The organism is Novosphingobium sp. BL-S-34 (genome assembly GCF_056857015.1).
Genome location: NZ_CM166473.1, coordinates 1,755,295 through 1,779,927 on the forward strand (window position 1 = coordinate 1,755,295; position 24,633 = coordinate 1,779,927).

Sequence of the window (24,633 nt, forward strand, 5' to 3'; positions counted from 1 at the left end):
TTCGCAAAAGTGTACGCTTCGCCAAGGCCGGGTGCGCGCGGCTCCGTCTTGCAATCGGGATCGCTGCATTCGCGGGCGATGAAACAAGGAGTCTGACCCGGTGAAGATTTTCAAGGCATGGCATCATCTCGGGCTCGCAAGCGCCGTGTTGCTGGGCGCCTGCGCGACTTTGCCGCAGGACGGCGCAGCCCCCGCAGCGACAGGCGAGGCGGAAACCATCGCCATCTCGGTCGGCCCCTGCTTCGGCTTCTGCCCGGTCTACGAAGCGGCCATCGCCCCCACCGGCGCGGTCACGTTCAACGGCATGCGCCACACCGTGGTGCTGGGCGAGCGCCAGCGCGCCGCAGGCGAGGCGAGCTACCGCGCCCTGGCCGCCGATCTCGCGCCCTACCGTCCGCAGACCGGAACGACGGCCACCGTCGAATGCGAGGCGGCGATCAGCGACACGTCCACGTATACCATCACCTGGACCGATCCGCGTGGCGGCAAGACCGTGGCCCGCCACCAGCGCGGTTGCCGGGGCGGGCCGGGTCAGGCGCTGGACGGCCTGCTGCAAGAGGTACCCGCGCGGTTGGGGATCGAGGACTGGGCAAAGCAGATTACCCGGCCGGGCGAATCGCGGGGCTGATCGCCGGGTGCCCAGCTGAGCCTGAGCCAGCTGCCACGACGCGGCCGGCTGAGGTCAGGCTGGGGCTCAGGCGGGCTTGCGCGCGATCTCCACGGCCTTGACCAGCATTTCGGCCGTCGCCGCGCCGGGTAGCAGGTAGGAGCCGATGACCATGGCCGGCGTTCCGGTCAGGTCCATGCCCTCGGCCAGCCGGGCGGTGCGGGCCAGCGCGGCGTCGATATCGGCCTTGTGCGCGGCCAGGTCGGCATTGAGGCGCGTGCGGTCGACCCCGGCTCGCTGGGCGGCAAGCTGGATGGCCTGGGAATCGAGCCGCCCGCTGGTTTCCATCAGCGCATCGTTGAAGGCGGCGTGCTTGCCCTGATAGCGCGACGCCAGTGCCGCGCGGGCCGCCTCGATGGAGGGCGCCCCGAAGATCGGCCAGTCGCGATAGACCACGCGGACCTTCTTGTCCTGCTGCAGGAACTGCTTCAGCGAAACGTGGAGCTTGCGGCAATAAGGGCACTGGTAGTCGGAGAAGACGACGATGGTGACGTCGTAACCGGCCGGGGCCACGCTCGGCATCGCCGGATCGTCCTGCAGCGATTTGAGCAGGGCCGCGCGCCCGTCCGGCGCGGCGAAGGCGGGTTGAACCGAAACCGCGCCAAGGCCGAACGCCAGCGCCGCGCAGGCCATCCATGCTGCTGCGATCCGGGTCAGACCCCGAGCCCGCCATTTCATCATTCCCAGTTCCTTCGATGGTAGCACGCGGCGCGCCAGACCCTTAGATCGTAAACCGCCCTAGAAGCAGGTGCGCGGCGGGAATGCCACCCCGAATGTGCCGCGCACGCCCCGCGCCGAAGGACCGGCGGTGTTTGGCCCGGCGGTGTCTGGCAAACCCAGCCAAATAGTTTGTTGCAAACCATTCGCAATATTATACAGGGCCGAAGCATGACCGCGCCGCGTCCTGACCCCGCGTTCCACGCTACTTCCGCGCCTCGGGGAAATACCCGCTCGGTGCGGGTCGTGGCATTGGGCGTGACCGGGGCGCTGCATCTGGTCGCCGTGGCCGTGGCGGCGGTGGCGCTCTCCTGGCAGAACGCAGGCCGTCAGGACCGCACGGTCCCGGCCACGCTGCCCACTTTCACGCTGCGCGCGCAGGACCTGCCGCATGACAGGCTCCGCTCCGGCGCGGCGGAAAGGCCGGAGAAGGCGGCCCTGCTGCCGGTGAAGGCCGATCACCCGCGCACGGCGCCCGCCGCTGCCCTGTCGCAGGATCCGGGCGAGGCCGCTCCGGCGGGCGAACAGGGCGGACGCGACACGGATCTGGCGCAAGTCACGCAGGCCTATCGCCGGGCGATCATGGCCCGGCTGGAGGAGAGCCGCCGCTATCCCGATGCCGCGCTTCGCGCCGGATGGCAGGGCGATGGCGCCGTTCTCTTCCGCATCGAACGCAGCGGGCGCCTGCTCGATGCCACTCTCGTCTCCGGCACCGGCCGCGCCGAACTCGACCGCGCGGCGGCCGAGATCGTCAGGCGTGCCGCCCCCTTCCCCGCGATCCCCGATGCCCTGCCGGACGAACTGGCCATCACCATGCCGGTGTCCTTCCTGATCGAGAACCGGACGCCGCCCCGCACGGCCACGGCATCGGCGCCATGAGCGGCACGGACGCGCGAATCTTCGACCACTATCACAAGTCGCTGGCGGCCTATGTCGGCTCGCTGGTCGACTCGCCGCCCGCCGCCGCCGACATCGTGCAGGAAACCTGGGCGCGGGCCATTCCCTCGCTGCGCGCCGGCACGGTCGAGAATCCGCGCGCCTTCCTCTACCGCGTGGCCCGCAATCTGGTGAACGACCGCGCGCGCGACCGGCGGAAATGGATGCCCTGGCTGGCCGGCGAGGAGGCCGGCGCGGTCGTGGCGGACGATACCCCCTCGCCCGAACGCCACGCCCTGGCGCAGGACCGGCTGCGGCTGGTGTTGGAACTCGTGGAGGACCTGCCGCCCCGTTGCCGCGAGATATTTGCCTTGCGCAAGTTCGATGGTCTCGATCAGGCGGAGATCGCTGCCCGCTTCGGCATTACCCGCGGCGCGGTGGAGAAACAGCTTCGCCACGCCCTGCTCGTGCTGGCCGCGCGTCTTGGCGAAATCGACGAGGCAGGATGATGCGAAACCCGAAAAGAACGGGGTGCGATGTCGTGTTTTGCCCGCCGGCTGCGTCATGGGAATCGAAGCCGCTCGCGAAAGGGACCCTGCCGTGAACGAGACCCCGGCAACTCCTGCCGAGAACCCCGCGATTCCGCGCTCCCTTGCCGAGACGGCGGCCGACTGGATCGTGCGCCGCGACGGGGGCGACCTCTCGCCCGAAGAGATTCGCGCTTTCGACGCCTGGCGCGCCGAGCCCGCGCATCGGCGGGCTTTCGAGCGGATGGAAGTGCTTTGGGGCATCCTGGACGGCGAACCGGCGATGCCGACCGAACGGGAGGCGCCGCGGCCGGCAGCGGAGAATCTGGAACGGGCGCCACCGCAATCCGCCCTGCCCTCTCCGCGCCAGCGCCCCCATAAGCGCTGGGCAGCACGCGGCCGGAGTACAGCGCCTCGCCCGCGCAAACATGCCATCCGCAGAGGCGCTGCCCTGGCCGCTTCGCTCGCGCTGGTCGTGCTGGGCACGGTGCAGGACTGGGCGACGTGGCTGCAGGCGGACTATGCCACCGCTATCGGCGAGCGGAAAACCGTCGCGCTCGAAGATGGTTCGACCGTCGAACTCGACAGCGGCTCGGCCATTGCTCTGGACTTTTCCTCCGCCCGGCGCGGCGTTCGGCTCCTGGCTGGCGCGGCCGAGTTCCGGGTCGCACCGGACCGCGCCCGGCCCTTCACCGTGGCGGCAGCGGGCGGCCGCGCCACCGCGCTCGGCACGGTCTTCGCCATACGCGAAAGCGGCAAGTACGCCGAAATCGTCGTGACCGAGCACCGGGTCCGGGTGGCCGGGCAAGGCCGCTCGCACGTCGTCGGCGAAGGGCAGCGCGCCGATTTCGCGGCGGACCGGCTCGGCCCGGTCGAACCGGCCGGCAGCGGCGCCACCGCCTGGACACGCGGGCGGCTGGTGGTGGTCGACCGGCCGCTGGGAGAAGTCTTGTCGGAAATCGCGCGCTATCGGCACGGCTACATCGGCGTAACCGGCCCCGCCGCCACGATGCGGGTAAGCGGCGTCTACGACCTCGACCACCCGCTCGCCGCGATCGACAGCATCGAGCGAAGCTTGGGCCTTGCCTCGTTCCGCCTGTCCAGCCGCCTGATCGTGCTTCATCGCTGAGGCGCGGATCGGGTCCGGCTGGGCTGGACCAGGGCGCTCCTGACTCAGCGCGACCGGGCAGAAAAAATTTCGCCGCCCTGGTCGTCATTTTCCTCCCAACTCCGTCTTGATTCTGAGAATGCGTCGCAACAGCATAATGCACGCCTCGAAACGAGCAGTGAGGGAACACGTTCAATGATCGCTAAGATGGGGAATCGCCGCGATGGCGCGCGCCTGATGGCCGCGGCTTTGCTTGCGGGTACGGCAATGACGAGCGGCGCCACGCTGTTCGCAGCACCCGCAGCGGCGCAGGCTTCCGGAGAGACGCATGCCTATGCAATTCCCGCCGGAACGCTGAGCGATGCCCTGAACCGTTTTGCCGAACAGAGCGGCTTGCAGCTCAACTACGATGCCGCGCTGACGCAGGGCCGCACCAGTTCCGGGCTCGCCGGCCAGATGCCCTGGCGCGACGCCCTGGCCCGGCTGCTCTCGAACACCGGCCTGGTCCCGCGCACGACGGGCGCCGATGCCGTCACCATCGGCCGCGCCACGACCGGCGCGATGACGCTCGACACCCTGGAAGTCGAAGGCCGCGCCGCCACTGCCCTGGCGGCCGGCACGGACGAAGGGAATGCCGCGGACTATGACGAGGACGAACGCGCCGGACGCAACTCGCCGATCCTCGTCACTGGCCACAACCAGCAGATCGACGTCGCCGCCAGCACCGGTCCCTGGGGCGGCAAGGCCATCGTCGACACGCCCTATTCGATCAACGTCACGTCGAGCGACCTGATCGAGAACGTCGTCGCTTCCAGCATGGACCAGATGTTCAAGATGAACCCGGTGGTCCAGAACTCGGCGCCCTCCACGGTCTACGGCACGCCTTACGTCACGATCCGCGGCTTCGATTCCCAGAAGGGCGTGGTCGACGGGCTGCGCCTCTCCTCCACCCTTACCGGCATCTCGATGGAGGAATTGCAGCAGGTCGAGATCATGAACGGCCTGTCCGGCTTCATGTACGGCGCGGGCAATCCGGGCGGCGTCACCAACTATGTCCTCAAGCGCCCCACCTACAGCCGCACCATGGACGTGACCCTGGGCAATTACGGCAACGAGCAGTTCTTCGCGCACCTCGACATGGGCAACCGGATCGACGCGGACGGCGTGCTCGCCTATCGGCTGAACGTCGCCTATCAGGACGGCGAAACCGCCAAGAAGAACCAGAACATCGCGCGGACGCTGATCAGCGGGGCAGTGGACTGGAACGTCACTCCAAACCTCCTCGTCCAGGTCGAGGGCGCGCATACCTACTACCGCATCGACGGCATCGATTCCCGCTTCTACGCCTATGCGAACAGCAGCTACGGCGCGCTGAACTACTGGATCGACCCGCTCGAAAACGACCAGACCTACACGCCGCCCTGGACCTTTCTCCAGGTCAAGACCGACCGGATCGGCGTCAACGCCAAGTGGAAGATCGACGATACCTTCAGCCTGAGAACCGCTTACATCTACAAGCGCGACGCCCAGGAATCGCTCAACATCTATCCTGCCTTCTTCGCGGATTCCGGCTTCGTGAACGGCTGGCCCTCGCGCAGCGCGCCCTCCTACAACATCGCGCAGGGCGCCTATGCCTATCTCGACAGCGAATTCCATACCGGCGGCATCCGGCACCGTCTGACCCTGGGCGTCTCGGGAGACGTGCTGCGCGTGAAGCGGCATGTCGTCAGCTCCGTCAGCGCGGTGCAGTCCCCGGCCTACACCGATCCCAACGATCTCATGACCTGGGCCATGCCCGATGCGCTCAATACATACGATTGGGGCGCTCTCTATCGGTCAGCTTTCTCGAAGAACACCAATGTGGTCCTTGGCGACGACATCCAGTTCACCGAACAGTTCGGCGCGCTGGTCGGCGTGAACCGCACCACGCTGGTCTCGAAGAACTACACGGCCACGGGCGCTGTTTCGTCGGGCTACGACAAGACCGCCTATACGCCGACCGTCTCGCTGGTGTTCAAGCCGGTCCCGCGCGTGACGACTTACGCCAGTTACATGCAGGGCCTGGAACAGGGATCGACCGTTCCCGACGATGCCACGCTCTACAACAATCCCGGGCAGATTCTGAAGCCGTTCATCTCCAAACAGGTCGAGCTTGGCGCCAAATATGCGCCGATCGATGCGCTGCTGATCACCGCCGCGATCTACCGGATCGAAAAGGCCAATTCCTACGAGGACCGGTCTTCGGACGGCAAGATCACCATCAACCAAGACGGCTTGCAGGTGCACAAGGGCATCGAGCTGACCGCGACCGGCCATGTCACCGGCAACCTGTCCGTCCTGGTGGGCGGATCGATCATGGACCTTGCGGTGAAGAAAGCTACCAATGCCGCTCTCGCCGGCAAGCGCCCCACCGGGGTAAGCGACATGCTGGCCAAGATCTACCTCGACTACGCCATCCCCGTGGTTCCCGGCCTTTCCGTCAGCGCCGGTGCCTATCACTCGGGTAAGATGTACAAGGACCCCGCCAATCTTCAGGAGATTCAGGGCAACACGGTCTTCGACCTTGGCCTGCACTACGCCACGCGCATCGACGGCCACGCCGTGCGCTTCGATCTCAGCGCCACCAACCTAACCGACAAGAACTACTGGATCACCACCAGCCAGCTCGGCATCCCGCGCAACGTGGCGTTCTCGATGAAGTTCGGGTTCTGACCCTCCTTCCGGAAATCCGCTGAAAAGCAATGCACGCAGGCGCGCTCCGGCGCCTGCGTGCATTGCGCCAATTCCCATTCCCCGCGACCGGCTGCAGGCCGCGACGCGCTGCAATCGGGGACGAAACAAGAGTGATACCGTCATGAAGCAGGGCTTGCGCCAATCGATGGCATGGCTGCACACCTGGGTGGGGCTCGTTCCCGGATGGGTGCTCTACGTCATCTTCGTGTTCGGGACGGCAGCGTTCTTCCAGAACGAGATCGACGCCTGGATGCGCCCCGAACTCTCGTCCGGCACGCAAGTGACGCCGCGCGCCCTGGCCTCGGCAGATGCGGCGCTGCGGGCGCGGGGGGCGGGCGCGAAGAGCTGGTCCGTTTCCATGCCCTCGCCCCGCGGTGGCAGCGGCCTCATTCTTTCGTGGCGGATGCCGGGTGCCGACCGGCACGATCGGACGTCCCTGGTTCTGGACCCCGAAACCGGCCAGGAGATCCAGCTTCGCGAGACAAAGGGCGGTTTCTTCCTCTACCGCTTCCATTTCGATCTCCACTACATGCCGGTCAGTTGGGCGCGCTATCTCGTCTGCGTGGCAGCGCTCGCCATGCTGGTCGCGATTCTTTCCGGCGTGGTGACGCACAAGAAGATCTTCACTGACTTCTTCATGATGCGCTTCGGCAAGGGGCAGCGCAGCTGGCTGGACGCGCACAACGCCACGGCCGTGCTGGTCCTGCCGTTCCATCTGATGATCACGTATACCGGCCTTGCGACCCTGCTGTTCACGCTGATGCCCCGGGCAATCTCCGCCAACTTCCCGGACCGGCAGGAATTCTACCGCAGCGTCTTTGCCTCCAGTCCCGAACGCGAAGCCAGCGGCATGCCTGCAGCTACGGTCCCGCTCGCACAGATGGTCGCCGCGGCAGGCCGGGAGTGGCGCGGCGCCGTGCCCAGCTACGTCGGCATCGACAACCCCGGAGACGCCGCCGCCACGGCCTCCCTCTACGCCCGCCGCGAAGACTGGAAAAACGACCGCCTCGACACACTCTACCTCGACGGCGCGAGCGGCAGGGTCCTGCCCTCCACCCGCGCCGCGCCCGGCGGCGCCACGGCGACCCACCGCGTGATGGTGGACCTACACACCGCCTGGTTCGCCGGCTACGGCCTGCGCTGGCTCTACTTCCTTTCCGGGCTCGGCGGCACCGCCATGGCCGCGACCGGCCTCTGCCTGTGGTGCGTCAAGCGGCGCGCCAAGTTGCCCGACCCCGCCCGCCCCCACTTCGGTTTCCGACTGGTCGAGCGACTGAACATCGGTTTCATCGCCGGTGCCCCGCTCGGTATCGCCGCCTATTTCATCGCCAACCGGCTGCTGCCGCAAGCCATGGCCCACCGCGCTGACTGGGAAGTCAACGCGTTGTTCATCGCCTGGGGCGGCTCCCTGGTCTGGGCGTTTTCCCGTCTGGCCAAGCGGGCGTGGGTCGAAACGCTGGCCGCCTGCGCCGCGCTTTTCGCCGCCGTGCCACTGCTCAACCAAATGACGACCGCGCGCGGGCTGCTCCAGAGCCTGCCCAGCGCAGACTGGACTTTCGCGGCCTTCGACTTGGCCATGCTGGCCCTGGCCGCAGGCTTCGCCTTCACGGCCCGGAAGGTCGCTAGCCACAAGCCCCGTTCGGCACCGGGGCGCAAGCAGCGCCCCCCTGTGGAGGCCGCCGCATGATCCATCTCGCCACGGCGCTCCTTTCACTGGCAGGCTTCGCGCTCCTGCTCATGGCGATGCCGCGCCATCAACAGGACTGGCTGCGACGCAAGTTGCCGCCAGGTACGAGCCGTCTGCTGAAACTGGGCGGACTGGCCCTGCTCGCGGCCGGCTTCGCCCTGGCAGGGCAAGGCCTGGGCTGGGGCTACGGCACTGTCGCCTGGTGCGGATGGCTCTCGGCCGGCGCCGCCATCACCCTCACCGCCCAGACCAATCGCGAGCGCATCCTTGCCCGGTGGCGCCAATAATGGAACCGAAGGACCCCGTCATGCCCAAGGCTCCTTCCCGTCTTTCCCTATCCGGCGCCCGCTTGCTCATGCCCGGCGAAGCCGCCCGCTACCGCTGGTCGGTAGCGGCGCGAACGCTGGCAGGAACGCTGGGCGCCTATGGCGTCACCGCCCTCGCCACGGTTGCCCTCTCCCTCATTCTGGCAGCGTTCGGCATGAACCGGGCGGAAGCGGTCACGGCCGCCACCCTGGGGAGCTACGCCCTCTTCGCCGTCGTGGCCATGACCGTGTTCCACGCGAAAAGCGCCCTGCGCGCCTGGCTCGGCCTGACCGCGGCAGCCCTGCCGCTGATGCTTCTTGCCCGGCTGCTGATGCCGGCTGCCCAGCCCCTCCTCTAGAGCGCCTCGATCCTCTCCGGCATCAGTCTGCCGAGCATCAGGTCGCGGAAGGCGATCCAGTTACCCTTCATGCGTCCGGCACGGTCAATCCACGGTTCGTGCTTGAAGGTCTTGAGATGATTGGCCAGCACGTTGCGCACCAGATAGAGCGGATTGACGACTTGCGAATAGCCCAGCCGGACGCCCGAAGTACGGCCATATTTCACGGCCTGATGCACCCCGGAAAAGGCAAAAGTCTTGACGATCCGCCCCCGCGACGACAGCGGGGCAGCGAAGTCGACGTCTTCCTGCCAGCCGTAAAGCCGCAGCCGCTCGTCGAACCGGCATGACCCAATGGCCGAGGCGCGATAGACCATGTTGCAACCGTAAAGCCCCTCAAGGCTGGTGACGATGCAATTGGGGCTGAAGTCTTTCTTCTCGTGCCCGGCGATCAGGTCCCTTGCCAGTTCGAAGGATATGCCGGGCCCTTTATGCCATCGCGAATGACATTGCCCGTCGCCCCCACGACTTCCGGATGAGCGGCAAAGAACCGCTTGATCCGATCGACACTGTTCCTCGAGGGCACGAAATCGTCATCGTAAAAAACGATGAGATCATAGTCTGCGGCCAGCCAATCCAGCGCGCGGTTCCGCTGGGCGCAGAGCCCCTTGCTCCCACAAAGAACGTGCAGATCCTGCCGGCCATCATAGCCTTCGGGAATGTCTCCTTCGCCAACGACCGAAAACACCAGCACATCGCGCGGGCAGGATTGCTCCAGCATGAGCTGGTGCATCTGCGCCACGAGTTGCGGCCGGCCAAGGCTGGCCACCACGACAGCCACGCTGAGATGCTCGCCATCGTTGATCGCATTCACGCGCTCGCTCTCCGTTTTCCGGCCCTTGCTCGGATTGTCGGCACCCAGCCACCGGCGCGGCTTTCAACGCATCCGGTCGATTTTCGGGCGAGGCGGGGTGACCGACTCCATCGTCGATGGAGAAACCGGACTGTTCTACCGCGAACAGAGCGTCGATTCCCTGTGCGATGCCATTCGCAGACTGGAAGGCTGGCTGCCTTCCTTCCGGCCCGAAACCGCCATGAGTAACGCCCGCCGCTTTGCGCCGGACGTATTCGATCGCGGCATGTTGCAAGCGCGGGACGCACTGCGTCGCTCTGTTGAACGCGTGGCCTGACGATGGCCGTGCCATTCTTTCCAGGAGATTTCATGGTAAAACGATCGCTCGTGCTGGTCTTGAGCGCCCTGTTGGCAGGCTGCGGCGTGACGCCCACGACCGAGCTGCCACCCGTCGGCGCCGCCCCGCAAGGGCTGGGCGGACCTGGCAGCGAGCGCTGCCGCCCGGGCGGGTATTCCGATCACGTTCGCGGGCGAGGGCAGCGAGCGGGATATCGTCCAGCGGCTGAATCCCAAGGCGGTTCTCCTGGGGCGGCAGGACCGTCACGGCATGGCGCAGGCGGTTTCCACGGCGCGCCTGGCGGTCATGCCGAGCCGCTGGGCACAGCCATTCGGGCTTCGTCGCACTCGAAGCCATCGGTTCGGGCGTGCGCGCCGTGATCAACCACCGCGCTGATCGCCGAGAATGCGGCGGGCCATGGACACGCGGGATATCTTGCGCTTTGCAACACGCCGGAGGACTGGATAACGCAGACCATCGGCCATTACCGCAGCGTCTTGGCCTTATCCGAAGAGAAAGGCGAAGGCGGAGGCGATGCCCCGCCGCCAAGGCCAGCGACAATGGCGCACGGGCCAGAATGCCATCCCGGCTCCCCGGAGACCAACGGTATGAAGCAACCCTATGCCGATGCGTGAGCCGTCCTGCAGCCGCGCCGCTTGCCGGGTGGAGCTTCAGATCGAGCGCCTTGCCGGGGCGGGATCTGGTAAGGCCGCGCATGCTCGCGCGCCGGACCGTGCCAACCAGGCGCGTTCGATGATCGGGAACCTCGTCCGCGCTTCAAGGCCTGGAATAGCGGCATTCTGGCCGCAATACGCGGGGTCAGTACAGGCTGCGCGCCTGCTGCCAGCGCCGATAGCCCAGAACTGCCAGTCCCACCATCGCCGCATAGAGGCCGGCCGTCAGCCACAATTCCTTGAAAACGAACATGCCGACGTAGAGCATGTCCACCAGGATCCAGAGCAGCCAGCTGGCCGCGTGGCGCCGGGCGGTCCAATACTGTGCCACCAGGCTGAAGCTGCTCAGCCCCGCATCCATCCAGGGCAGCGCGGCATTGGTGAAACGGCTGGTGAACCAACCTATGGCGATGGCCCCCATGGCGCCGGCCGCCAGCCCGATCAGCGCCCGGCCCGGCGGCAGCGGGCTGACGATCACCTCTCCGGCATCGTCCTTGCCGCGCGCCCACACGGTCCAGCCATAAACGATGGCGATTCCGAACAGCGCCTGCAGCACCATGTCGGAATAGAGCCGCACGTCGAGGAACAGCTTGAAATAGAGCGCGCAGGCCATGAGGCTGACCGGCCAGCACAACAGTTGCCGCCGCGCCGTAAGCCAGATGCCCAGGAAGCTGACCGCGACCGCCGTGATTTCCAGCGCCGACATCACGCTGCCACCCCCCGCTCGATCGCCCGAAGGAAGGCCTGCCCGGCGGCGGAAAGAAACCATTCGGCATGACCGAGCAGATAGTCCTGCCATGCCATGTCCGCCTGCGCGCGGTCGTTCAGGATGCCGGCGAAATAGTCGGCCTCGGACAAGGCGAACTCGATGTGTACCAGCGGCAGGAGCCGGGTGAGCGTCTCCACATCGGTTCGGCTCAGGGGAAGTACCGCATGGTATCCCGCAAGGAGCGCCTGGGCGGCCTGCGCATCCGCCGTGAAATCACCGCCCCGGGGCTCCAGCCAAGCCACCGCCGTCCGCTCGATCGCGGTGGCGAGATCGTGCAGCGCGCAAGTCCGCGTCGCCAACCCGAAGTCGATGACGCTGCTTACACGGCCATCGGCAGACCAGAGCAGGTTGGAGGGATGCCAGTCGTTGTGCGTCCACAGCGACGGTTGCTCCGCCAGCCGCGCGGAGAGCCCGCCTGCCTGCGCCGCGAAAAGCCGCGCCAGCGCGCCGCGCCAGGGCTTGTCGGCCAGGTAGCCGGCCAGCGCCGGGCGGGCGGAGACATAGGCTTCGGCCGCCGCAAGCGGGTCCGAGGCCGGCAGGATGGTGAGGCTGGCGACGAGCGGATGCTTGCCCCGCGGAGCCGCGCCGAAGTCGCGCGCTGCCAGATGCAGGCGCGCCAGCGCAGCGCCCGCCTCGCGGGCATGGCCCGCGGCGAGGAAGGGCGTCCAGGACTGGCGATCGCGGTAGAGATCGATCCCCTCCGCCCTTCGGAGAAGCTCGTAGGTCCACTCGCCTTGCGAAACGATGCCGGCCCCGTCGTGCCCCAGTCCATCCTGCCCGCTCCCATCCTGCCTGCTTCCCACTTGCGCGGCGACGACTTGCGGCACGGCCAGTCCTGCGCCGCGCAAGTGGGCGATAAAGGTATGTTCCTCAGCCAGGGCGGCGGGCGAACGGACCCGGCGATGGTGGCGCTTGAGAAAGAACGCCCCGCGTTCCGTCTCGACCAGGGCGGCGGCCGAAAAGGGTCGCGGCGAATGCCAGCGCAGCGCGGCAGCGCGCCCAGCGAGCGGGAAATGCGCAAGCACCATTTCCGCCTCATCCGGCGTGATGGCGGGCCAGGCCGGGGCTTCCAGCGCCGTGCCCATGCCGTGGACGAGATGAGGCGCCGCGCCGCTCACGATCAGAAGGCGCGGCTCAGCGTTGCCACGAAGGCGCGGCCGCTTCCCACGTAATAGGCCGGCGCCGCGCCCGAAATGACCGTGCCGCCACGGCCCACCGTGTCCTGCGCATTGGTGCTGACGGCATAGACGCCGGACAGCACATGCGGGTTGGTCACGTTGATCGCGTTGAGCCGCAAGTCCATGCGCTGCGCATCGACCAGCCCGGCCAGGTGCACGCCCACCGAGAGGTCGAGCGTGGCGTAGCCCTTGATACTCTCGTCGTTCATGAACGTGGCGTACTGGCGGCCCACGTATTTCAGCGCGGTGCTGCCGAACAGGCGGCCATCGTCGTACGTGCTGCCCATGGCGAACTGGAAGCTGGGGCTGGAAACCGCGTGCTTGCCCTTGGTAGGCAGGAAATCGCCGCCGACCGGCAGGTCGTCATCGAGGCGCGCGTGCAGATATTCGCCCGAGAGATAGACGCTGACACCCTTGGCCGGGCGATAGTCGATCTCGCCGTCCAGCCCGTAGGAGGTCTGGCTGCCGCCGTTGACGGTGGAATTCACCAGGGCGCCGCCGCTGTTCACCACCGTGGCCACCTGCCGGTTGCGGAAGTGGTAGTGGAAGGCCGTCAGCGAGAAGGACAGGCTGGGGCCGATGTAGCGATAGCCCAGTTCCTGCGAGACCGAGTACTCGTTCTTGAGGCTCGTCGTGCCCGCGCCCACGATCTCGCCGCCATAGTAGCTGTTGTAGAGCGCGAACTCGTTGGGCGTGCGGAAGCTGGTGGTGATATTGGCGAACAGCTGCTGCCGGTCGGTCAGGGTATAGTGCAGGGCCGCGCGGGGCAGCGCGGCGAAGCTGTCCGTGCGCACGGTCTGCTGCGGCCCCGGCAGATAATTGCGGCCATTGCGCAGCACGTCTACGCCCTTGAAGCCCAGATCGACGACGAGGCGCGGGGTCACGGTGATGCTGTCGGCCAGGAAGAAAGCCTTGGTGACCGTCTCGGTCCGGGCGTTCTCGTAAGCGAGCAGGCGGCCGTCGGCAGTGCGGATCGCCTCGTCCTGGTAGCCCCACTGGTCGAACGGGTGGCCTTGGGCATCGATCGAGGTGTAGGACTGGGTGACGCGGTCCGTGCCGTAATCGAACCACAGCCCGGCGGTGATCCGGTGCGCGCCGGCCTCGAAAGTCAGCTTGCTCACATCGCCCACGCGGAACTGCTTGCCCGTCCAGTTGCCGAGCACGGTGGCCACGCCGTCCACGGCGCCCGGCAGGGTGATCGGCTGGGCCAGTTCCTCGGTGCCCAGGAAATTGCCGGTTTCGCTGAGCTGCGTGCCGTAGGGCGCATTGCCGTGGCCGAGCTGGAGATAGGCGCTGCTGTCGAACGTCAGCCGGTCGTTCAGCTTCAGGTGCACCGGGGCGGCGGCATAGAAGTTGCGGAACGGCGCGCGGTAGAGGCGCCAGTAGTTCGTCCCTCCCAGGCTGCCCGAGGCGCCCGTCGGATCGTAGCGCTCATCGTGGTTGAAACCGCGTCCGGCGGACTGCCAGTCGGCCATGGTGGGGCTGGGATAAGCGGAAGTCTTGGCCTCGTTGAACGAGAGCGACAGGCTGGCGCGGTTGCCATCGCCCCATTCGCCCAGCAGCTTGGCATCGACATGCTGGCGCTGGTCGTAGCCCGCGCCGCGCCAGTTGTCCGCGCGGTTGTTCGAATAGGAAACGAAGGCCTTGAGGCCGGTCTTGCCGATCGTGCCGGTATCGAAGCGCAGGAAGGCGCGGCGCTGGTCGTAGGACCCGACCGAGAGATTGACCAGGCCGCCCATCTCCGGCCGGGGATCGTCGAGCGAGAGCGAAAGCAGCCCTCCGGCGGCGGCCACGACCGGCGCGTCGATGTCCACCGCGCCCTGCGCCAGTGTGATCTGCCGCACGTTCTCGGCATCGGCGAACTGGGAGGGATAGGCGTAGAAATAGCCGATGTCGTTCTGCGGCGCGCCTTCCATCAGCACGCCGATCTGGTCCTGCCCCAGGCCGCGCAGGGTCAGGCTGGAACTGGTGGAGAGGCCGTAAGGGTCGCTGGAGGAGACATTGGCGCCGGGCAGGAGATTGACCAGCTGGAAGGCATTGAGCGTGGGTGCCTGCTTGACGATGAAGTCGGTGGAGATCGCGCTGACGGCCTTGGGCGCGGTCTGGTCGGGCAGCAGGCCCTCGGGATCGGGGTGGCCGATCACTTCGATGCTGTCGGGCGCGGCGTCGTCGCGCGCATCCGCTTCGGTTTCCGCCATGGCGGAAGGCGCGAGGAACAGGGCCGGGAGAGTCAGCATGGCATGGCCCATGCAGCGGGAAAGGGTATTCATTGCGTCGCGTCCACTCCAATCGGAGGGACAACGGTTCTGCCGCCAGCCCTCCCTACGCCGGTACCAACCGGATCAGGTTCAGCGGGTCGTGGTCTGCTGACCACCTCTCAGCCGCGCGTCAGCGGCCCCCCGGGGATGAGCCGCCTCTAGGCGCTGAAAGGCGCCGTGGGAAGGGCCAATCGCATGGCAGCGCCCCCGCGGTGCGCGGCGCAACTTCGCGTTTCGCACCGGCCAGATTTTCTATCGCCGGACGGCCCGCGCTTGCTTGACGGCGGCGCGCTCTGCCCGAATAACCGGAACACGGGCGTCCGGTCGGCGATACCCGTCATCGCACTTTGTCGACCCGCGGCATTTGATCGGGATGCAGCTTGCTCCGCGTTACCAACCGCTAAAGCGCGCGATGCTGGGGCGACAACGCCAAGCGTCGTGATCCCTCAGCAACGAGGTGAAAACGATGGCTTCCCCGAATTCCGGCGACACGAGCGCCGCCGATTCCCGTCCCGGCGGCGCGCTCTCCCTGGCCACGAGCGGCGGACCTCAAGCGGCGGTCGATGGGCAGGCGGCGGACGGCGCCGCCACCCCCGATGACGACTTCTGGAATGTCGAGGACATTGCCGGCGAACTCTCCGAAATCCGCCGCAACCGGCGCGCGGAAGGCCGCCAGCATGCCGAGCACGGGGCGGAGGGCTTCCCTTCGCGCATGCGGCTGGCGAAAGTGGCGGAGGAACTCTGCGGGGCGCTGTTCCCGCTGCGGCTCGGCCCGGACTTCGTGCGGCGTCACAATGAAGCGACTTTCGTCACCCAGTCCCTGCAGATCGCGCTCAGCCGGTTGCAGGCGCAAGTCCGGCTGGAACTGCTCTATGCCGCAAAGGAGGCGCGGCAGGCCGTGGAGCAGCGCGCCGACGCGCTGGTGCTGGAATTCTCGCGCCGCCTGCCGGATATCCGCCGCCTGCTGGACCTCGACATCGATGCCGCCTTTCGCGGCGATCCGGCCGCGCGCAGCCTGGACGAAGTGCTGATCTGCTATCCCGGCCTGCTGGCGATCATCCACCACCGGCTGGCCCATGCCCTTCACGGGCTGGGTGCGCCGCTGGTGGCGCGTATCCTCTCGGAAATCGCCCATGGCGCCACCGGCATCGACATCCACCCCGCCGCCCGGATCGGGCGCGGCTTCTTCATCGATCACGGCACCGGCGTGGTCGTGGGAGAGACGGCGATCGTGGGGGACAATGTCCGGCTCTACCAGGGCGTCACCCTGGGCGCGAAGGACTTCACGACGGAGAGTTCGGGCGCGCTGGTCCGCGCGCTGCCGCGCCACCCCATCGTCGAGGACGACGTGGTGATCTACGCTGCCGCCACGATCCTGGGGCGCGTGACGATCGGCAGGGGCTCGGAGATCGGCGGCAATGTCTGGCTGACGCACAGCGTACCGCCGTATAGTCGGGTATCACAGGCGCGGGCCCTGGTAACGAACGGGCAGACCGGCAACGCGGTGCCGCCGCCCACGCCGCTCAACTGAGCGGCCCTCGACGGCGGGCGCGCATGGGAAGCCCGGGACCGCGGCGCAGGATGCACCGCGGTCCCGAAGCTCATTGTCAGAACAGCACCAGCAACCCGCGCGAGGGGTCTACCAGGCCTTCCCAGATCATCTTGCCGGCGACCCAGAGGATCACGAGCAGGCCGACGTAGGCGATCCAGCGATAGCGCTCGATCACGCGCGCCAGCAGGTTGGCGGCAAGACCCATCAGGGCCACCGAGAGGATCAGGCCGATGGCCAGTATGCCGGGATGGTCGCGCGCGGCACCGGCCACGGCCAGCACGTTGTCGAGGCTCATGCTGATGTCGGCCACGGCCACGGCCCAGGCCGCCGCCGCGAAGGAACGCGGCGCGGCGCTGGCGACGGGATCGCCCTCTCCGCCCGCGTCCTCGCGCAGTTCGCGCCACATCTTCCACGCCACCCAGACCAGCAGCAGGCCGCCGGCGAAGACCAGGCCGACAAGCTGCATCAGCTGAGTGACGACAAGCGCGAAGGCGATGCGCAGGACCAGCGCGGCAAGCACGCCGATCAGGATCACCTTGCGGCGCATGGCCGCGGGAAGTCCGGCGGCAAGGGCGCCGACGACGATGGCATTGTCAGCCGCCAGCATCACGTCGATCAGCACGACTTGCCCGAAGGCGGCCAGCGCCGTGGGCGAGCCGAGGTTGGAGAAATCGGCAACGATGTGCTGCCACAGGTCGGTCATGTGGTATTATCCCTGTTGGTCTTGGGGGCTCCTCCAGGCGCCGCGAGCGGCAGCTAGGAGAAAGTCCGGATAGGTCCAGCCGCAGGCGGCGGCGGCAATGGTGGAAAGGCTGTCTTCGTCCTCGCGCCCGCGCCTGCCGGCCCCGGTCAGGTTGGGCTTGGCGTTGACGTCGAAAAGGAAATAGGCGCCCTGGGCATCCGCCCGGCAGTCGATCCGCATGGTCGCACGGATTTCGAGGAGCGCAGCGGCCTTTTCGCAGGCCGCCGTGACCGCGGCGATGGCGGGATCGGCGCATTCCTCGGGCGTCATCGCGGCGCTGTTACGGCTGACGGGCACGTCACCGTTATAGGGCGCCACATCGCCGATCTGGTTGAAGCGGCGCACCGGGGGAAGCGCAAAAGGTGCCGTCTCGCCGGCGCGACAGGCGGCGGGCATGACGGTGATGGTGATTTCCTGGCCGGGCAGGAACTGCTCCAGCATGATCGCCGCGCCGAAGCGGCGGCTTTCCGCCAGTTCGCGAACCTGCTGCGCCAGTTCCTCACGCGTCCGCGCCACGCCCACGCCCTGGCTGCCGCGTCCGCGCAAGGGCTTCACCACGATCGGCACGGCCTGCGCGAAAGGCGCGAGCTGGGCATCGAGATCGCCGGCGCCATCGACCAGCCAGGACCGCGCGACAGGCAGGCCCGCGTCGAGCAGCCGGGCATTGGTGGCGGCCTTGTCGTCGATCTCCTGCATGGCGCGGGGGTCCGGCCCGACGACCCACGCCTTGTGGCTGGCCGCCTCGATGGGGTGGCCGGCGAAGACCACGGTATTGGCCCATAGCAGCGTCGCCCCTGCGTTCAGCGCGGCGGCGATGCCTTCCTCGGTATCGGGCCAGACCCAGTCGAACACGCGGGTAGGGTCGGGGTCTGCCACTGGTGTCGCCAGGGTACACCCGGCGGCGAGGAGCGCCACGCCGATGTCCGCCCCGCTGTCCGAATAGCCGCCGGGCTTGGCTTCCTTGCGCGCGCCGTCGATCACCGGCGGTTCGAGCGCCTGGTAGAGGATGGCGATGGTCTGTTCGCGGGGGTCGGGCACTGGGGTCATCGGGGGGCTCCCATGATGCGGAAGGAAAGCGGCGCGCCGACGATGACCAGCATCACGCGCACGAGGTGGTGGACGATGACGAAGCCCGCCTCCAGCGAGAGGCTGAGGGCGACCATGCTCATTTCCGCGACCCCGCCGGGTGAATAGGCCAACGCGACGAGCGCCGGGTTGAGCCCCGTAGCCCAGCCGATCGCAAAGGCCCAGCCGAAGGTTATGACAAGCAGGATCGCCGTCGATCCGGCCGCGAGCAGCAGGGTGCGCGCCAATGTCGCCAGGTCGAGGCCGACGAACCGGCAGCCGATGGTCGCGCCAAGGCCGACTTGCGCGGCGGCGACGGCCCAGGCGGGGATGTGGAAATCGGAAAGGCCGGTCAGGTGCACCAGCGCGCTGACGAAAAGCGGCCCCATCAGGTGCCATGCCGGCAGGCGCAAGGTCCGGCCGAGGAGGCTGCCGACGACCGCGCAGCCAAGGCCCCAGAACAGCAGCGGCCAGCCGGTCGCTTCCGTCGTCACCGGTGCGGCAAGCGCGGTCACGAACGGGGGCGCATGGACGTCCGCCTCGAAAGCCCGGATCAGGAAGGGCAGGATGAAGACCACCAGGAAGATCCGCGCCCCGTGGATCAGGCCGACCATGCGCTCGTCCGCGCCGCGTTCGGAGCCCATCAGCACCATTTCGGCAATGCCGCCGGGCATTCCGGCGAAATAGGCGGTCGGCGGGTCGAAGCGGGCGACGCGGCGGAAATAGATGACGCAGAGGAACGCGGCGCTGGCAAGAAACAGCGGCAGCAGCGCGATGGGCACGATCCACTCCGCCGCCTGTGCGAGCAGGCCGGGATGGAAGGCGCTGCCCAGCACCACGCCGATCACCGCCGACATCGGGCGGCGGGTGGCGGAAGAGGCGGCTATCGGCAGGCGGGCGATACTGCCCGCCGCGCAGGCGATCATCGCGCCAAGCACCCAGGGCAGCGGCGCGCCCACCGCCCAGAACAGCGCGCCCCCCGCCGCGCCCAGCGCGAGCGCGGCAAGAAAGCGCAGGATCATGACCGTAATGGTGATCGGCCCCGGGCTGGTCTTCGGCTTCGTTTCCGTTTCCGTTTCCGTTTCCGCCCCCAGCCTCGGCCTCGGCCTTGCTCTCGTCCCATCCTTCGTCATTGCGAGCCCCGCAGGGGCGCGGCAATCCAGAGCGGTGCGGCGCCGCCCTGGATTGCTTCGCTACGCTCGCAATGACGAGAGAGGGGGCTACCCTCGCAATGACGAGAGAGGAGGCTACCCTCGCAATGACGCGGGGGCGGGCTACCCTCGCAGTGACGAGCAGCACCGCAATGACGAAACCGAGGCTGGTGCAACACTGTTACCCCACGAACGGGAACGCCAGCACCAGCATGCCCACCACCGTCATGACCAGGCAGCACAGCGCTGCCGGGACCAGGGTGAAGCGCTGGTGGTCGGCCAGGTCCACGCCCGCAAGGCTGACCAGCAGGTAAGTGGAAGGCACCAGCGGGCTGAGCAGGTGGACCGGCTGGCCCATCAGCGAGGCGCGGGCGATGGCCATGGGCTCCACGCCGTAGTGCGCGCCGGCTTCGGCCAGGATGGGCAGCATGCCGAAGTAGAAGGCGTCGTTCGAGATGAAGAACGTGCCCGGCAGGCTGATGAGCGCGGTGATCGGCGCCATGTAGGGGCCGAGGAAGGGCGGGATGAAGTTCACGACCTCGCGGCTCATCGCCTCGACCATGCCGGTGCCCGAAAGGATGCCGGTGAAGATGCCCGCCGCGAAGATCAGCGAGACCACCGCCAGCACGTTGCCGGCATGGGCGGCGATGCGCTCCTTCTGCTCCTTCACATGGGGATAGTTGGCGATCATCGAGATGGCGAAGGCCAGCATCATCAGGATCGGCAGCGGCAGCACGCCCCAGACCAGCAGGACCAGCAGCGCCACGACGAGCGCGGCGTTGAACCAGATCATCTTCGGACGGCGCGCCTCGGGCCACTGCGAAACCGCGAAGTCGGCCAGTTCCTGCGGTGTCGCGGCGTGAACGCGGCCGATGCGGCGGCGTTCCTTGCGGCCGAAGTGGATCGCCAGCAGCACCAGGAAGGCCAGGCCCGCGACCATGCCGGGGATCAGCGGCACGAACAGCGTCGAGGGATCGAGCTTCAGCGCGCTGGCGGCGCGCGCGGTCGGCCCGCCCCAGGGGGTGAGGTTCATCACCCCGCTCGTCACCATCAGCAGGCAGACGAGGTAGAGCCGGTTCATGTCGTAGCGCTTGTAGAGCGGCAGCATGGCGGCCATCGTGATGATGTAGGTCGTCGATCCGTCGCCATCGAGGCTGACGAGCGCGCAAAGCACCACCGAGCCGATCAGGATCAGCATCGGATCGCCGTGCACCAGCCGGATCAGGCGGCCCACCAACGGGTCGAACAGGCCGGTGTCGGTCATCGTGCTGAAGAACAGGATCGCGAAGAGCAGCATGACGCCGGTGGGCGCCAGCTTGGTCAGGCCCTCGATCATCATGTCGCCCAGCCCCGAGTGGAACCCGGCGAGCAGTGCGAACAGCGTAGGCACGACGATCAGCGCGACCAGCGGAGTCATCCGCTTGGTCATGATGAGCGTCATGAAAGTGGCCACCATCAGGAAGCCGATAAGGGCGAGACTCATGATTGTCCCCGAATGTCTGTCATGGATGTGAAGGGAGCTGTCTGGAAAATGCCCCGAGGGGCATTTTCGGTGCGGCACCGGCCCACGCCCCCACCCGACCTTCCAAAGCAGTGTACCCTGGATGGGAGGTCGGGTGGGGGCGCCTGAATCCAACTTGGGGCCGGTGCCGCATGATCAGAACGTGACGCCGACGCGTGCCGTCAGGGTCTGTCCATCGTCCTTGCCGGTATAGGCACCGGCAGTGTTCTGGGTGTTCCAGTGGATCGCGTTGAGCTGGAAGCGCGTGAAGCTGTTGAGATACCAGTTCACGCCCAGCGTCGCCGCCCAGCCCTGGGCGGGCGTGACGATGTCGTCGAATTCGAGATTCTCGTAGCGCGCGGTCAGTTCGATCGCGCCGGGGCCGCCTTCGAAGACCGGGCGCAGCACCTTGGGCTGGCCGAAGCTGCCGAGGCGCGGGTTGTAGGGAGGAAGATCCCCGGTGAGGAACCAGCCGCCCGAAACGCTCCAGGCGCGGGTGACGAAATCGGGGCGGCCGTTGTCGAGGCGTGCATGGCGCTCGCCCGCTTCGCCCATGATCCACAGCGGGCCGGAATAGCCGCCCAGTTCCACGCCGTAGCCGGTGGTGCCGGTGCCGCCGATCAGCGTGCCGGTGGAAAGCCTGAGCGCGCCGTTGAAGCGGCCGCCGATCACGGTGTTGCGGGTCAGCGTGTTCTTGCCGGGGTGGAGCATCTCGTCGAAGCCCCACACGCCGAGGTGCAGCACCTGGCGGTCGGACTTCAGCGGATTCCAGTGCGCGCGGGCGAGCACGGTGCGGTTGTCGGACGTGCTCTGGTCGCCGTCGATACGGTCGCCGGTCACGGTCAGCGAGGCGTGGCCAGTCTTCCAGAACAGGCGCGGCATGATGCCGAGGCCGTAGAAGGCGCGCTGCGGGATGATCGCGGTGGCGACCACCGAGCGCTCGGTGAAAGGGGTCGAGTCCGAACCCGTGGAGCCTTCGAAGCTGCGGTCGTTGAACAAGTGGCCGACGCGCACGTCATAGTCCATGCCCGGCGCGATGCGGTTGCGCCAGCCCATGAAGGCGGTGACGACGTCCACCTCGTTCTCCGAGAAATCGCTCTCGAACTGGTAGAAGAAGTGCGTGCCCACCGTGCCTTCCAGGCCCATGCGCAGCGCGCGCATGCCGGTGGTGGTGAGGTTGCGGCCGCTGTATTTCGATCCGGTGGTGGTGCTGACATCGGTGATGATGCGCCCGCGCGGCTTGAAGCTGAACATGCCGTCCGCCGAGTGGAACACCGGCAGGCCCGCGCCCCATTCGGTGCTGACGCCCGAGGCCGAGACGGCGGCGGCGCGCACGCGCTCGACATCGCGCTCGGCCGGTCCCGGCGGAACGAGCTGCGGGGCATAAGGCTGCGTCACCACGACTTGCGGGGCGGGCTCGGGCGGGGCAGGTTCGGGAGCAGGCGCCGCGGCCGCTTGCGGAGCGGCGGCCATCGCGGGAGCGGGCGTGGCCCCCGCTTCCAGCTTCTCCACCCGCTGGCGCAGCGAGGCGATTTCGGCGGCCTGCGCGCGCACCAGTTCGGCAAGGTCTTCCTTGCTCGGTTCCTGGGCCAGCGCCGGGGTCGCCGCGATCAGGGCGACGAGCGCGGTGCCCGATGCAAACATCTTCATGGAGTCTTGTGTCCGGAGGCGAGGATCGCGTTCCAGTCGCGCAGGAAGCGCGCGCGGGTCAGGCGATCGAGATTGACGAGAAGCTGCGGGCCGACGCGCACGGGGCGGGCCTGGCCGGCAGGAAGGCGGTGGGAAGCAGGCACGTCGGTGCGCACCGGCCAGAGGCTGTGCCGGGCGAGCTGGGACTGCCCGGCGCGGGAGAGAAGAAAGTCCAGGAACAGCCGCGCGGCCGCCGGATGGCGCGCCTCGCGCGCGATGAAGGCGATGCGCGAGGTGACGATGGTGTAGTCGTGCGGGAAGATCACGCCGATGTTCGGATCGCGCCGCGCCCGTTCCAGCGCGTAGGACCCGATCACGTTGTAGGCGATGGCCAGCTTGCCCGAAGCGACGCCCTGCAGCATTTCCTCGGTATGCGTGGCCAGCACCGGGCGCGTCGCCGCGATCGCCTCCGCCAGGCTGCGGGTGTCGCGGGTGATCTGGAAGTCCTGCGAGAGGTAGAGATAGCCCACGTTCGAGCGCGCCGGATCGAACGTCGCCACTTTGCCCGTGAAAGCGGAGCGGCGATGGCGCAGGAGCTGTTCGAGCTGCTGGTGGCTCTGCGGCACCAGCGCCGCGGGGACCAGCTTCTTGTTATAGGCCATGCCGATCGGCTCGGCGGTGACGCCGAAGCCCATGTTCTTCCACACGGCCGTGGCCGGCAGGGCAGGCTTCTCGGGGCTGGCGTACTGCTGCGCATAGCCGTCGTTGATGAGCTTGATCTGCTGGTCCATCGCCGAGGACCAGACGATGTCGGCGGAATACTGCTTCGCCCGCGTTTCCGCGGTGTAGCGGCGATAGAGTTCGGCCGATCCGAGATCGGCGTAAAGCACCTGGATGCCCGGATAGGCGCGGCGGAAGGCCGCGACGACAGGCACCATCTCGGCCTTGTCCGCATTGGCATAGATGCGCACGGTGCCCTCGGCGCGGGCATCGGCGATGAGACCGTCATAAGAGCGCGGATAGCCCGCCGGCCGCTGGACCCGCCCGCCCTGGACCTGCCCACTCTGGCGCTGCGCATCGGCAGGCGCCGTCATCGCGGGAAATGCGACCATCGCTGCAAGTGTCAAAACCGTGATGAAGCTGCGCATTCCCGTATCCTCTCGCTTTCCGGGTCTCATGTCGGATAAGCTGCTGGTCATGCCCTACGATCCGAAGCTGTCACCCACCTTTCATGAAAACTTTCACAGCCCGGCTGACGAAAAACCGCAGATCGGGATGTCCTCGTGCGCATCCTGATCGTCGAGGATGACGCGCAGCTCGCGCGCGGGGTGGTCTCGCTGCTGCGCGCGGCAGGTCACGCGATCGACCATGTCGCCAATGGCGAGGACGCGCTGTCGGTGGCCGCGACGGAGCCCTATTCGCTGGTGATCCTGGACGTCGGCCTGCCCGACATCGACGGTTTCGAAGTCCTGGCCCGGCTGCGCGCGCGGGGCGACCGGGTGCAGGTGCTGATGCTCACCGCCCGCGACGGTCTGGACGACCGCGTGCGCGGGCTGGACCTCGGCGCCGACGACTATCTGCGCAAGCCCTTCGACGTGGAGGAACTGGAAGCCCGCGTCCGTGCGCTCGGCCGTCGGCGCGGCGGAGACGCGGCGCCGGAAATGCGGATCGGGGCCATGACCATCAACCGCTCCACCGGGCGCGTCGAAGTGGGGACCCGCCCGATCGAGCTGCGCCGCCGCGAATGGGCCGTGCTGGAAGCGCTGGCAGCCCGCGCCGGGCAGATCGTCTCGCGCGAGACCTTGCAGGCCGAAGTCTTCGGATTCGACGATCCGGTCGGCTCCAACGCGCTGGAGGTCAACGTCACGCGCCTGCGCAGCAAGCTCGCGCCGGACGGCCCGGCGATCCGCACCGTGCGCGGCGTCGGCTACATGCTCGACCGTTCGTGAAGCCCGGGGACTACAGG

24 protein-coding genes and 1 riboswitch are annotated in these 24,633 nt (G+C 67.6%); of the genes, 12 read left to right on the forward strand and 12 right to left on the reverse strand.

Annotated features, from left to right (window positions below; translation table 11 throughout):
- The first annotated feature begins 100 nt into the window (after positions 1-100).
- Entirely contained in the window at positions 101-628 is a 528-nt protein-coding gene (locus AC1VV3_RS21515; protein WP_431568911.1) for a DUF6438 domain-containing protein, read from the forward strand.
- Between the two features lie 66 nt (positions 629-694).
- Here the strand turns inward: AC1VV3_RS21515 and AC1VV3_RS21520 are convergent, their stop codons facing one another.
- Positions 695-1,345: a DsbA family protein gene (locus tag AC1VV3_RS21520; protein ID WP_431568910.1), complete on the reverse strand. Its 651-nt coding sequence runs from the start codon at positions 1,343-1,345 to the stop codon at positions 695-697.
- 210 nt (positions 1,346-1,555) lie between these two features.
- Between AC1VV3_RS21520 and AC1VV3_RS21525 the strand changes: the two genes are divergently transcribed.
- The 7 genes from AC1VV3_RS21525 to AC1VV3_RS21555 all read left to right on the forward strand — a co-directional run bounded on the left by AC1VV3_RS21525 (position 1,556) and on the right by AC1VV3_RS21555 (position 8,979).
- Positions 1,556-2,263, forward strand: coding sequence for an energy transducer TonB (locus AC1VV3_RS21525; protein WP_431568909.1), 708 nt, complete (start codon positions 1,556-1,558; stop codon positions 2,261-2,263).
- The gene (locus AC1VV3_RS21530) at positions 2,260-2,769 is read left to right on the forward strand and encodes an RNA polymerase sigma factor (RefSeq protein ID WP_431568908.1); all 510 of its coding nucleotides are present in this window, start codon (positions 2,260-2,262) and stop codon (positions 2,767-2,769) included. Before AC1VV3_RS21525 ends, AC1VV3_RS21530 begins: the two co-directional genes overlap by 4 nt.
- A 91-nt stretch (positions 2,770-2,860) precedes the next feature.
- The gene (locus tag AC1VV3_RS21535; RefSeq protein ID WP_431568907.1) at positions 2,861-3,916 is read left to right on the forward strand and encodes a FecR family protein; all 1,056 of its coding nucleotides are present in this window, start codon (positions 2,861-2,863) and stop codon (positions 3,914-3,916) included.
- Between the two features lie 174 nt (positions 3,917-4,090).
- On the forward strand, positions 4,091-6,607 hold the full coding sequence (locus AC1VV3_RS21540) for a TonB-dependent siderophore receptor (RefSeq protein WP_431568906.1): 2,517 nt from the start codon (positions 4,091-4,093) through the stop codon (positions 6,605-6,607).
- 142 nt (positions 6,608-6,749) lie between these two features.
- The gene (locus AC1VV3_RS21545; RefSeq protein WP_482962445.1) at positions 6,750-8,315 is read left to right on the forward strand and encodes a PepSY-associated TM helix domain-containing protein; all 1,566 of its coding nucleotides are present in this window, start codon (positions 6,750-6,752) and stop codon (positions 8,313-8,315) included.
- Positions 8,312-8,602, forward strand: coding sequence for a DUF3325 domain-containing protein (locus AC1VV3_RS21550; protein WP_482962446.1), 291 nt, complete (start codon positions 8,312-8,314; stop codon positions 8,600-8,602). The genes AC1VV3_RS21545 and AC1VV3_RS21550 overlap by 4 nt, the downstream gene beginning before the upstream one ends.
- Positions 8,603-8,622: 20 nt before the next feature.
- Positions 8,623-8,979 (forward strand): hypothetical protein, encoded by a 357-nt coding sequence (locus AC1VV3_RS21555; protein WP_431568903.1) that lies wholly within the window; start codon positions 8,623-8,625, stop codon positions 8,977-8,979.
- On the opposite strand, the gene AC1VV3_RS21560 is transcribed toward AC1VV3_RS21555, so the two are convergent.
- Both AC1VV3_RS21560 and AC1VV3_RS21565 read right to left on the reverse strand, forming a co-directional pair.
- A complete protein-coding gene (locus AC1VV3_RS21560) occupies positions 8,976-9,335 on the reverse strand; it encodes a hypothetical protein (protein WP_482962447.1) in 360 nt (119 codons plus the stop codon). The two genes, AC1VV3_RS21555 and AC1VV3_RS21560, sit on opposite strands and share 4 nt — an antisense overlap.
- A gap of 74 nt (positions 9,336-9,409) precedes the next feature.
- Entirely contained in the window at positions 9,410-9,790 is a 381-nt protein-coding gene (locus tag AC1VV3_RS21565) for a hypothetical protein (RefSeq protein WP_482962448.1), read from the reverse strand.
- A 28-nt stretch (positions 9,791-9,818) separates the two neighbouring features.
- On the opposite strand from AC1VV3_RS21565, the gene AC1VV3_RS21570 reads away from it, so the two are divergent.
- Positions 9,819-10,148, forward strand: coding sequence for a hypothetical protein (locus tag AC1VV3_RS21570; RefSeq protein ID WP_482962449.1), 330 nt, complete (start codon positions 9,819-9,821; stop codon positions 10,146-10,148).
- 819 nt (positions 10,149-10,967) lie between these two features.
- On the opposite strand, the gene pnuC is transcribed toward AC1VV3_RS21570, so the two are convergent.
- Genes pnuC through AC1VV3_RS21585 form a run of 3 tightly spaced genes read right to left on the reverse strand, consistent with a single transcriptional unit; the run spans position 10,968 to position 14,967 of the window.
- The gene (gene pnuC / locus AC1VV3_RS21575; protein ID WP_482962450.1) at positions 10,968-11,528 is read right to left on the reverse strand and encodes a nicotinamide riboside transporter PnuC; all 561 of its coding nucleotides are present in this window, start codon (positions 11,526-11,528) and stop codon (positions 10,968-10,970) included.
- Positions 11,528-12,709 (reverse strand): phosphotransferase enzyme family protein, encoded by a 1,182-nt coding sequence (locus AC1VV3_RS21580; RefSeq protein ID WP_482962451.1) that lies wholly within the window; start codon positions 12,707-12,709, stop codon positions 11,528-11,530. Before AC1VV3_RS21580 ends, pnuC begins: the two co-directional genes overlap by 1 nt.
- 2 nt (positions 12,710-12,711) lie before the next feature.
- Entirely contained in the window at positions 12,712-14,967 is a 2,256-nt protein-coding gene (locus AC1VV3_RS21585; protein WP_482963173.1) for a TonB-dependent receptor, read from the reverse strand.
- Between the two features lie 104 nt (positions 14,968-15,071).
- A riboswitch (TPP riboswitch) is annotated at positions 15,072-15,181 on the reverse strand.
- Positions 15,182-15,493: 312 nt separating this feature from the next.
- On the opposite strand from AC1VV3_RS21585, the gene epsC reads away from it, so the two are divergent.
- Entirely contained in the window at positions 15,494-16,558 is a 1,065-nt protein-coding gene (epsC, locus tag AC1VV3_RS21590; protein ID WP_482962452.1) for a serine O-acetyltransferase EpsC, read from the forward strand.
- A gap of 76 nt (positions 16,559-16,634) precedes the next feature.
- On the opposite strand, the gene AC1VV3_RS21595 is transcribed toward epsC, so the two are convergent.
- The 6 genes from AC1VV3_RS21595 to AC1VV3_RS21620 all read right to left on the reverse strand — a co-directional run bounded on the left by AC1VV3_RS21595 (position 16,635) and on the right by AC1VV3_RS21620 (position 23,815).
- Positions 16,635-17,282 carry a YjbE family putative metal transport protein gene (locus AC1VV3_RS21595; RefSeq protein WP_132267520.1) on the reverse strand — a complete coding sequence of 216 codons (648 nt, stop codon included), beginning with the start codon at positions 17,280-17,282 and terminating at the stop codon, positions 16,635-16,637.
- Positions 17,283-17,288: 6 nt separating this feature from the next.
- A complete protein-coding gene (locus AC1VV3_RS21600) occupies positions 17,289-18,368 on the reverse strand; it encodes an ATP-binding protein (protein WP_482962453.1) in 1,080 nt (359 codons plus the stop codon).
- Entirely contained in the window at positions 18,365-19,408 is a 1,044-nt protein-coding gene (locus AC1VV3_RS21605; RefSeq protein ID WP_134093424.1) for an AbrB family transcriptional regulator, read from the reverse strand. The genes AC1VV3_RS21600 and AC1VV3_RS21605 overlap by 4 nt, the downstream gene beginning before the upstream one ends.
- Before the next feature lie 310 nt (positions 19,409-19,718).
- Positions 19,719-21,098, reverse strand: coding sequence for a CitMHS family transporter (locus AC1VV3_RS21610; RefSeq protein WP_431568895.1), 1,380 nt, complete (start codon positions 21,096-21,098; stop codon positions 19,719-19,721).
- A 96-nt stretch (positions 21,099-21,194) separates the two neighbouring features.
- Positions 21,195-22,688 carry an OprO/OprP family phosphate-selective porin gene (locus tag AC1VV3_RS21615; protein WP_482962454.1) on the reverse strand — a complete coding sequence of 498 codons (1,494 nt, stop codon included), beginning with the start codon at positions 22,686-22,688 and terminating at the stop codon, positions 21,195-21,197.
- Positions 22,685-23,815 carry an ABC transporter substrate-binding protein gene (locus tag AC1VV3_RS21620; protein ID WP_442045321.1) on the reverse strand — a complete coding sequence of 377 codons (1,131 nt, stop codon included), beginning with the start codon at positions 23,813-23,815 and terminating at the stop codon, positions 22,685-22,687. Before AC1VV3_RS21620 ends, AC1VV3_RS21615 begins: the two co-directional genes overlap by 4 nt.
- On the opposite strand from AC1VV3_RS21620, the gene AC1VV3_RS21625 reads away from it, so the two are divergent.
- A complete protein-coding gene (locus AC1VV3_RS21625; RefSeq protein ID WP_482963177.1) occupies positions 23,802-23,963 on the forward strand; it encodes a hypothetical protein in 162 nt (53 codons plus the stop codon). The two genes, AC1VV3_RS21620 and AC1VV3_RS21625, sit on opposite strands and share 14 nt — an antisense overlap.
- A complete protein-coding gene (locus tag AC1VV3_RS21630; RefSeq protein ID WP_207913035.1) occupies positions 23,951-24,616 on the forward strand; it encodes a response regulator in 666 nt (221 codons plus the stop codon). Before AC1VV3_RS21625 ends, AC1VV3_RS21630 begins: the two co-directional genes overlap by 13 nt.
- Positions 24,617-24,633 lie beyond the last annotated feature (17 nt).